The 10003-nt window shown below is 57.7% G+C and carries 8 protein-coding genes; 2 read left to right on the plus strand and 6 right to left on the minus strand.

The features are described from left to right. Positions 1-21: 21 nt before the first annotated feature. The 5 genes from BLU48_RS29060 to BLU48_RS29080 form a co-directional block, all read right to left on the minus strand. Positions 22-480 carry an SRPBCC family protein gene (locus BLU48_RS29060; RefSeq protein ID WP_057025703.1) on the minus strand — a complete coding sequence of 153 codons (459 nt, stop codon included), beginning with the start codon at positions 478-480 and terminating at the stop codon, positions 22-24. A gap of 19 nt (positions 481-499) precedes the next feature. Then, the gene (locus tag BLU48_RS29065) at positions 500-3877 is read right to left on the minus strand and encodes an amino acid adenylation domain-containing protein (protein ID WP_057025704.1); all 3378 of its coding nucleotides are present in this window, start codon (positions 3875-3877) and stop codon (positions 500-502) included. Further along, positions 3874-4821 carry a diiron oxygenase gene (locus BLU48_RS29070; RefSeq protein WP_057025705.1) on the minus strand — a complete coding sequence of 316 codons (948 nt, stop codon included), beginning with the start codon at positions 4819-4821 and terminating at the stop codon, positions 3874-3876. The genes BLU48_RS29065 and BLU48_RS29070 overlap by 4 nt, the downstream gene beginning before the upstream one ends. After that, a complete protein-coding gene (locus tag BLU48_RS29075; RefSeq protein WP_057025706.1) occupies positions 4818-5576 on the minus strand; it encodes a DUF3050 domain-containing protein in 759 nt (252 codons plus the stop codon). The genes BLU48_RS29070 and BLU48_RS29075 overlap by 4 nt, the downstream gene beginning before the upstream one ends. A gap of 366 nt (positions 5577-5942) precedes the next feature. After that, the gene (locus BLU48_RS29080; protein ID WP_057025707.1) at positions 5943-6653 is read right to left on the minus strand and encodes a GntR family transcriptional regulator; all 711 of its coding nucleotides are present in this window, start codon (positions 6651-6653) and stop codon (positions 5943-5945) included. A gap of 319 nt (positions 6654-6972) precedes the next feature. On the opposite strand from BLU48_RS29080, the gene lapG reads away from it, so the two are divergent. Together lapG and lapD are read left to right on the plus strand one after the other, a co-directional pair. Then, positions 6973-7596 (plus strand): cysteine protease LapG, encoded by a 624-nt coding sequence (gene lapG / locus BLU48_RS29085; protein WP_225924429.1) that lies wholly within the window; start codon positions 6973-6975, stop codon positions 7594-7596. 14 nt (positions 7597-7610) lie between these two features. After that, positions 7611-9563 (plus strand): cyclic di-GMP receptor LapD, encoded by a 1953-nt coding sequence (gene lapD, locus BLU48_RS29090; RefSeq protein ID WP_057025709.1) that lies wholly within the window; start codon positions 7611-7613, stop codon positions 9561-9563. A 36-nt stretch (positions 9564-9599) separates the two neighbouring features. Here the strand turns inward: lapD and BLU48_RS29095 are convergent, their stop codons facing one another. Next, positions 9600-9938: a hypothetical protein gene (locus BLU48_RS29095; RefSeq protein ID WP_057025710.1), complete on the minus strand. Its 339-nt coding sequence runs from the start codon at positions 9936-9938 to the stop codon at positions 9600-9602. Positions 9939-10003: the final 65 nt, after the last annotated feature.

Here is a 10003-nt window from a genome sequence, read left to right on the forward strand (position 1 = left end):
GAGAGGCCTCGCTCCGACTGCTTAGCCAAGCATCCGGCGCACATTCTCCAACGCGCTGTCGGCGAACGTCTGTGCAAACTGTTCAAACTCAGCTTGAGTCGTTTCCTGCGGCTCGCCCACCAGCGTCCAGGTTGCCTTGGAACACTGGGCGCCAAGTGCTTCCACACTCATTGCTGCCCATAAGCGCGCCACGCCCAAAGTGTTGTAGAGGGTGGTCCACGTCATGTACATGGCGCTTTCGTCTCGGCTGTTCAGTTGCTCCACGACGCAATGGCCATCGTGGAAAAATTTAGTGCGCAATGCGCCTACGCCAACACCCGTCATCTCGGTGTGTGACAGGCTTGGGATGAAGGTATCAAAACTATCAAAGCTACCGACCACGTCCCACAGGCGTTTAGCCTCACACGGGACTACGACGGAAGCCACAATCGGTGTACCGATCGGATTGCGAATTAACGTATCGGGTTGCAGCGGTTTCATGGGGGAGTCCTGAAGCAGTTCAGAGGAAGCCGATGGCCGTGAGGTAGTCACAGCCCTTGCGTAACAGCTCCGGGTTCTTTGGCGGATAGTCCATACCCATCTTTTCCAGGCCCCAGCGGGCATTGTCGTAACGGATCATCGAAGTGTCGCCGATGTCTTCGCCAAGTCCGTCCAGGTAAAAGCCCAGCACGCGAAACAGCGCATTATCACGACTCACCGTTTGCAGCGTCCGTTGCCAGTGTTCAATGCCTACCCGATCGAAGGCGTGCCCGGCCTCGCTGAACGCGTCGAGATACTGATCCCAGCTCAAGGGCTGCGGGTTGTGCAGGTTGAATATGTTCCGCCCAGGGGTAAAGCGGGCGCTGTGAAAGGCAATGAACCCAGCCAGGAAGTCCACCGGCATCAAATCGAAGTTCACGTTCAGGCGGGGTGCCACTCCCAATTGCAGGGAGCCCTTGAGCATCAACATCAATCGATTTTTCTGCGGCTGGCAAACACCGTTCTGACTGTTGAAGCTGATATTCCCGGGCCGATGGATATTCACCCAGGCCCCTTGCTCCCTCGCCCGCCCTAACAGCCGTTCTGCCACCCACTTGGTAAGGTTATAGCCATTTTTCACATAGAGCGGTAACGCGTGCCCGGCAGGGGCTTCAAGGACGTACCCATCGGCGTCCACGCTGCTGCAGGCTGATAGGGTAGAGATGAAGTTGAGCACCTTTTTACAATGGGTCTCGCAAAGACGCAGGCACTCAAGGGCCGGTTCGACGTTGTCTTTGGCGAGTGACACATAGTCCATCACATGATTGACCTGTGCCGCGTTGTGCACCACCACGCCATAATCGCGAGCGAGGCGGTCGTACACATTGCATGCCAAGCCCAGGCGAGGTTGGCGAATGTCGGCGGCGTATACTTGCACTCGGCTCAGGTCCAGATGTTCCAGATGGTATTCACGCAAGGCCTGGGTAAACCTTGCTGTTGCCGATTGACCTGGCAGTTCCCGCACAAGGCACGCTACCTCTTGTGCTCCTGCAGCCAGCAGCGCGTGGACGATATGCGCCCCGACAAAGCTATTCGCCCCGGTGACGATCACTTTACGCGGATCGCCCAAGCGGGCCTCGGGCAGTATCTTAATTTCCAACACTTGTGATGCATCTTTCTCCATTTGGCTGCCGGGTGTATCCGGCAACACACCACCTTCCATCAGGGCGGCCAATGTGCGGATTGTCGGTGCCTCGAAAAAGTGGTTGAGGGAGAGGCTGCGGCCAAACCGCTCGCGCACGCGCAGCAATAACGTCGACAAGAGGATGGAATGGCCGCCCAGATTGAAAAAGCTGTCATCAATCGATAATTTGCCAGCGGGTAACGCCAGCAATTGCGCCCACAGGTCTACCAACTGCTTTTGCAGATCGGTCTGAGCACAGCTGCGCGTCACTTCTTGAGGGATGGACAACGGCATGGCCAGCAATGCATTGCGATCGATCTTGCCGTTACTCGAGCCCGGCATGCGCGCTAACTCGTTCCAGATGACGGGCTGCATATGTTCAGGCAGCCACTGGCGGGCATACTGTTTCAAGTCAGCCAGCGTGGCGCTGGGTTCGGGTTGAGTGACAAAAGCGATGACCCTGAGGCCCGGGTCAATCACTACGGCCACTTGGCGAAACAACCGACTGTTGCGCAGGCATTGTTCGATTTCCAGGGGCTCGACCCGGAATCCGCGAATTTTGACTTGGTCATCCCGACGCCCACCCAACTCGATGCCGTCCTGAGTCCATTTCGCCAGGTCACCGCTACGGTAAGCGTGCAGCAACTGCCCGTCAGGCAGTGTCAGTGCAACAAAAGGGCTGTCGGCCCGTTGCGGTACATTCAAATAACCCAGGCTCACCCCCGGGCCTGCAATATACAAATCGCCCAGCACCTGTTCATCCACCGGCTGCAGGTTTTCGTCGAGAATCAACACCTGGCTGTTGGCGATGGGATGGCCGACGTTGCGAGGGCCGTCGCCGTGCCGGAACACTCTATGGGTTGCCAGCACCGTGGTCTCCGTCGGTCCATAGAAGTTATGCAACTGACATTGGCCTGCCAGTCGTTCGATTACATAGGGCTCGCAGAAATCGCCTCCAGTGAGTAGATGAGTAAGACCCAATGGCTGATCCAGCGGCAGGATGCTGAGCAGCGCCGGCGGTAGAAAACCATGGGTGACGCGTTGCCCGCGAATCAATTCGACCAGTTGTCGAGGGTCGTGACGTTGATCGGTGCTGGGGATAATCAACTCGGCGCCGGCTATCAAGGCAGGGAAAATATCGATCAATGAAGAGTCGAAGCTCAACGGCGAAAACTGCAACACGCGGCTCTCTTCACTCATCTCTACACAAGCGCCGAGCCAGGCGGTGAAATGCGCCAGATTGTATTGGCTAAGCAGCACCCCCTTGGGAAATCCGGTAGTACCCGAGGTGAAAAGCGCCATGCACGGTGTGTCGGCACTGGGACGTTCACGCATCAGTGGTAGCGCACGGGCGATGGTGCACGGTTCGATCTTGCTGACATCCAATGAGGCGAGGCGATCTCGCAGCGGATGCAGTCCATTCTCCAGCAATACACAAGCGCCGGCGCCTTCCAGCATCTGCTGTTGGCGCTGCACCGGATGGTCGGGCGCCAGAGGCAAATACACCGCACCACTCCCCAGCACCGCAAGGATGCTTGCGTACAGCTCGACGGACTTTGCCAGGCAAACGCCGACCACGGGTTGAGTTTCGATGCCCTCCAGCAGTGGAAGCAGACGCTGCTGGATCGCCAAGGCGTGTGCCTGGAGCTGCTGATAAGTCAGCAGGTTGCCCGCGATATTCAACGCTGTTCGAGTGGCGAACTTGTCCAGGCTGGCTTGCAGCCGTTCAATCATGGGGGTCTGGGCCGCCTGCAACAGCGCTGGATCCGCCGTGCGATTGAATCGATGCTTGAACGCCAAGGTTTCCAGCGCTGGCAGACTGTGTTCGGGCCAGTCGTTAGGGGTGACCACAACGGTGAAACAGGCTGGGTCCCTGGAATATCTACTAACCAACAAGGCGAGCCATTCCACCAGTGCGTTCGTTGCCTGGTGACGCAATCGCTGCCCATTGCCGCTGGGTTCCTCTGCGACGTCGTACACAGCCAACAGGCGTCGTTCACGGTCATAGCAGCGAAATTGCAGGGCTGGCAGTCCATTCTCGGACACCGGGCCAATGCCCATGCGCAAACTCATCCAGTAAGCGTCGGTGGATAATTGCGCCGGCGGCCGGCTACCGTCTTCAATCACCAGGTCGACAGGCCCCGTTCCCGAGGCATGACCGTACTGTTCCAGCACTTGCTTGACGGGGTCCAGGACGTTGCTGGCGGCGCCCCACGCTATCGTCAAACGTTTCATGCCGACCTCCCCGCCGCAGGCAGGTAGCTGCTCAGCGCCCGAGCCACGCTGGGTGTCTGCAGCACGCCGCTGTGACGCAGCAAGCTCATTATGTTGCCTATCAGCGGATGTTGGTGGGTGATGGGGAAATCCAGCGCAGAGACTTCATGGCGCAGTGCCAGACGCGTGTCTGCGCTGATCTCCAAGTGTTCGATCAGGTGCAGATCAAAGTCCTTCTGCAGGTCGTTGGTCAGGTAATGCTCCAGGAAAACGGGCAAAGCTTGAGCAATGCTGTCGCGCTCATGCGGGTTTGCCGATTGCCAGTAGAGACGCACCAACTGGGTCCAGAACTGTGCGTGGCGACCCTCATCAAACAGGTGGTCGGCCATCAGGCCGCGGATGGATGACTTGACGCTGTCATCCTTGGAGAACGCTGCCACGTCATGTGTCACGGTGTTTTCGGCAATGGCCACGCCGATCAACTCAACGGCGTCGTGCAAATGTGCTGGCACCTGCGCCTGTGCCGCCGGCAATGCGCGGCTCAATTCGATTTGCCCAGGCAGATCAAGCGGCTGGATACCGGTCATTTCCACGGCTTGTTGCAGGAAATCCAACGCGACCAACGCGTGATAGTCCTCGTCCACCACGACGGTCATCGCGTCGTACCGGCAGGCGAGCGGGAAGGGCGGTGAAAAACGGTTCTTGGCGATGTTGCGAGCGGTCTTGTCGACGATCTCGGTTTCGAAGATCACCACGTCATTGATGAATTTATAGAAACTTTGTACCAGCACGAAGTCGCGCCACTGTGGGCACTGCTCGAGGAAGGTCGCGCTCAGCACGAGGGGCTGGCGGCACAGAGGGAAGATGAGTTTGTTGTCGTCCTCCAGCAAGCGCCGGGGGCGTGTTCGAATGGTCGCGCGCCGCTCCCAGTCATCGGCAAAGGATCGATAATTGACAACGTTCATTGGCGTACCCCTTGCATCGAAGTCAGCACTGCGTCCCAAAAGGTAATGCGACTTTCCACGGCGTCGAGGGCCGCATTATCTGCTTGCTTCTGGCGAATCGGGTCTGCTCCGACCAGGCGCTTGAGCAATTGCTCCGCTGCCGGCCCATGGTCGTGGCTGTCCATTTCGATGTGACGATTGAGGTAGTGACATAAGGTGGATGCCTCATGATCAATGAGCGCATGACTGTGCAACAGCCGCTGGAACATCGACGGAATGACACTCTCACGGCCATGCAGGAAAGCCGCCGCGACGCAGTGAGTCGGGGCGCTCAAGGCGACCTGCACCGTGCTGTCGACAAAGCGGGCCGCCCCTGGTGGCGCATCGATCATGTGCAAGGCGGCACTGACCTCCACACCCTCGCGTTGCAGGTCGATCAGGCGGTTAATGGCGACAGTGCTGGCGCCGACCTCCGTCATGGCGTCCAGGTACAGCTCGAAGTGGCTGCAATAGCCCCGCGTCGGGTGTTCGTCTGACTCCTCGCCCAGCACTATTTCATTGATCAAGCGGGCAGCCTGTGAGTCCGCAGGTGGGAGCCAGGGTATCTGTGTACAGGTCAGGTCCTGTTGCAGGCGTTTAGTCAGGGTCATGAAGTCCCAGACGGCAAATACATGGTTTTCCATGAAATGCTGTAACTTGTTAAGTGAAGTTGTTTCTGTAAATAATGGATGATTGAAAAGTTGTAGTTTTTTTTGTTCAAGCAATTCTTGATACATGGTTGACGCCTATGAATTGTTGCAGGTGCTCAAAAGCCGTGTTGGGATTTTGTAGTTGTAAGATAGAAGGGGAACGTTAAATCGAGACCACACAACGCACACGGCGCAGCACTGACATAGACGTGCACTGCGGACTTGGAGGTGTGGTTTTTCGGGAAAGGATAATAAACTGATTAAACGTTTGGGCTGGCTTATAAATGTATTAGATGTTTTTTCTGTGTAGTTTTTCTTAAGTGAATTGTCTATTCCCAGTGTCGGATGTTTCCTCGATTTAATTAAGTTTAAGTGGGTTTTCCGTCTGCCAATGTGGCAACTTCCCAGGGAAGTTGCCCCGCAGGGGTAAAGCGCGATAGAGGGCCGAGGGTTCTATTGCTCGGCTTTTTTTTCGGTGGTTTCAAGCCCCTTGAGGTAGGTGGCTATGACCTCCATCCCACGCATCAAGTGATTACGCAGCGTCAGGATGCTCTCGTCGACCTTCTTCTGTGCCACCAGGTTCAGCAATTCACGGTGGTCCTCCTGGGACGACTCGCCTAGTCCCATCGCCTCAAGGTTGAAGCGCAGGAAGCGCTCCTCTTCATTCAGACCGTGCTCGACCAAGGTGAGCAGTCGCTGGTTGGGTGCCTTGCCATACAGAACCATGTGGAACAGCCGATTGAGGCGACCAATCTCGGTATAGTCCTTTTCGCATTCCAGCGCATTGATGCACGCCTCGGCCTCGGACAGATCTTTCTCGGTGAGCAATGGAATCGACAAGCGCAGTGCTTCGGATTCCAGCAGCATGCGCAAGGCATAGGTCTCAGCCGAATTGTCCTCGATCAAGGGCGCAACCACGGCACCCTTGTGAGTCACCACATGCAGCAAGGATTGCGCCTCCAGCTGGCGCAAGGCTTCGCGCACGGGCATGCGGCTGACGCCGAACAAGCTGGCCAGCTCCTGCTGGCGCATCGCAGTGCCACAGGGCAATCGACCATCGAGAATGGCGTTGCGCAGTGTTTCTTCAATTACGGAGCGAGCAAGATGGGCGGGAATAGGCCCGCTGATTTTGATGCTGCTTAAAGGGTTCGGCTTCTGCGTCACGGTTACGCTATCCTCCTTTTTTGAACAATAGTTTGGCTAATTGGATCCAATGCACACTAGAGATGGGTCAGGCGCTTGTCAAACAGCCTAAGTTTCCGTTTGTAAGGGCTTACGCAGCCTACTTTGTGAGTCCCACAAGGGGCGGTTATAAACTCAGTCCATTGATGAATGATTGCACTGTGCCATTGTTTTTTGTAGGGCGAGGCTTCACCATCCCTTGAAATTCCGTCTCTTTCATGGACTGAACGCCTTGGCGGTAAGTTTTATTCCCTATCGAATCCTTTGCTGGTGTTTATCGGCAATTTTATTGGCTGGCCTGATGCTTGGCGGGCTGCGTGCCGATTGGGATTTCTCGCAGATCAGCCGCAAGGCTACCGCCGTATACGGGCCGCTGGGCCAAGGCCAGCAGCGTATCGACGCCTGGCAACGGCTATTGGCGACTGAAAAACAGGTCAGCGAGTCAGAGCAGCTCAAGGTGGTTAACTTGTTCTTCAACAAGCAAATGACCTACGTCGAGGACATCGACCTCTGGCACGTCATCGACTATTGGGAGACACCCGTCGAAGCCCTTTGGAAGGGGGCCGGTGACTGCGAAGACTACGCGATCGCAAAGTATTTCAGTTTGCGTCATCTGGGTGTGTCAAGCGACAAATTGCGCATCACCTACGTCAAGGCCTTGCGACAGAATCGTGCGCACATGGTCCTGACCTATTATTCAACCCCCGACGCCATCCCGCTGGTGCTCGACAGCCTGATGGACGAAATCCTGCCGGCTACCCGCCGCACCGATCTGGTCCCGGTGTACTCATTCAACGCCGAGGGCCTGTACTTGCCAGGCGCCAAGGGCAACAAGAAAGTCGGTGATACCAAACGCTTGTCGCGCTGGCAGGATGTGTTGAGAAAAATGCGTGCGGAAGGCTTTCCAGCCGAGCCTGCCAACTAGGAGTAACTGATCGGATGTCCCTGTTCAAACAACTATTGATCGCTATCTGTCTGTTCCTGGTGGTCGCCTTCAGCGGCAGCTTCATGGTCAGCCTGGAAAGCTCGCGCACCCAATACATCAACCAGCTGCGCTCCCATGCCCAGGATGCGGCGACGGCGCTGGCGCTGTCGCTGACCCCGAATATCGACGACCCGGCCATGGTGGAGCTGCTGGTCAGTTCGATCTTCGACAGCGGCTACTACGCCAGCATCCGCGTCGTGGACCTGGCCACCGACAAAACCATCGTCGAGCGCAGCGGTATTCCTGACAACAACGGCGTGCCCAACTGGTTCGTGAAGTTGATCGGCCTGGAGCCGGCAGGTGGCGATGCCCTGGTCAGCCGAGGCTGGGAGCAGGCGGCGCGGGTCGAGGTAGTCAGCCATCCGATGTTTGCCCTGGCCAAACTCTGGCAGAGCGCGTTGGGTAGCCTTGGCTGGTTGCTGCTGTGCGGCGCGGTGAGCGTGGTGCTAGGTGGGCTGTTGCTGCGCCGGCAATTGAAGCCGTTGGACTATATGGTCAAGCAGTCCCATGCCATTGCCCGCCGGGAGTTCCTCAGCCTGCCTGATTTGCCACGCACGCCGGAACTGCGTCGGGTGGTGCAGGCCATGAACCAGATGGTGGAAAAGCTCAAGGCGCTGTTCCAGGAACAGGCCGAACGCAGCGAAAAACTGCGCACCGAGTCCTATCAGGACAACCTCACCGGCCTCGCCAACCGACGTTATTTCGAGATGCAGCTCAACGCCCGTGTCAGTAACCCGGAAGAGACCAGTTCCGGCTACCTGCTGTTGCTGCGGGTCAAGGACCTGGCGGGCCTCAACCAGCGCCTGGGCGGCCAGCGCACCGACCAGCTGTTGCAAGCGGTGGGCGAACAACTGCTGCGCCAGTGCGAGCCATACCCGGAAACCCATAACCTCGTCACTCGTATCCGCGGCGGCGAGTTCGCCGTGCTGGCGCCGGGTTTGATGCGTGAGGAGGCGCTGCAATTGGCGCAAAACCTCGAAAGCACTTTGCTCAGCCTGCAAGCGACCGGTGCCAGCGATGTTACGCCGGTCGCCTATATTGGCCTGGCGCCGTTCAACCATGGCGACGCGCCCCAAACCCTGCTGACCCTGGCCGACCAGGCCCTGGCCCAGGCCGAAGCGCAGGGTGACAGCAGTTGGGTGTGCCTGGACCACAGCGCCGCCGCCAGCGTCGGTGACGATCATCATGCCTGGCACAGGTTGTTGGACCAGGCCCTGACCCAGCAGCGCTTTGAGCTGTACTTCCAGCCTGTCGTTGCCAGTCAGGACACACAGTTGGTCTTGCACTACAAGGTCCTGTCGCGCCTGCAGGACGAAGACGGCCACACAATACCGGCCGGGCGCTTCCTGCCCTGGTTGGAACGCTTCGGCTGGTCGGCCCGCCTGGACCGCCTGATGCTCGAGCAAGTACTCAAGCAGATGGCCAACCACAGCCATAACCTGGCGCTGAACCTCTCGGCCGCAACCTTGCAGGACACCCAGGCGCTGAACCGGATTTATGACTTGCTACGCCAGCACAGCAACCTGGGCCCGCGCCTCACTCTGGAGATCGGTGAAGAGCAACTGCCTGAACAGCACGTGCTGGAACAGATGACCCAGCGCCTGCGCGAGTTGGGTTTCTCCCTGAGCCTGCAACGTTTCGGTGGGCGCTTCAGCATGATTGGCAACCTGGCGCGCCTGGGCCTGGCGTACTTGAAGATCGATGGCAGCTATATTCGCGCCATCGACCAGGAGAGTGACAAACGCCTGTTTATCGAAGCTATCCAGCGCGCAGCCCACAGCATCGATCTGCCGTTGATTGCCGAGCGTGTGGAGACCGAGGGCGAGTTGAGGGTGATTCGCGAGATGGGGATTTTTGGTGTGCAGGGTCAGCTGTTTGGCGAGCCTGCGCCCTGGAAATCACACTGACATCAGAACATTCAAATGTGGGTTCGGCTCCAGGGCTCAGATAAGTCCTTTCTCGTCATCATCGATCAACTGGCTCAACCCACCCAACGCTTCCCGCGCGTGGCTACGGTCCATCAACTTGGCCTGAGCTGCCGGCGGCAGGTCGGTCACGCTGATTACGCCTTTGCGGGTCAACACCTGGATCAAGTCATCCAGTACCCGGATCATCTCCAAGTCGCTCTGCTTGAGCTGGGCCAGGCTGGTTTCCACCACTTCGTTGGCGTACCAGGCCTGGATCTCATGGTGATCGGCCGGCAGGGTTTCGGTGGACTCGACAAAGGCGGTAGCCTCTACGCGAATCAGCGCGCCCAGCGCATCACGTTGCACGTAAAACATAAGAACCCCTCGAATATGAGCCACATGCGTTCAACAGCATAGGCCAACGCTGCGTGTATGGGCGT

The sequence above is a fragment of the Pseudomonas synxantha genome (assembly GCF_900105675.1).
Lineage (GTDB): Bacteria > Pseudomonadota > Gammaproteobacteria > Pseudomonadales > Pseudomonadaceae > Aquipseudomonas > Aquipseudomonas synxantha.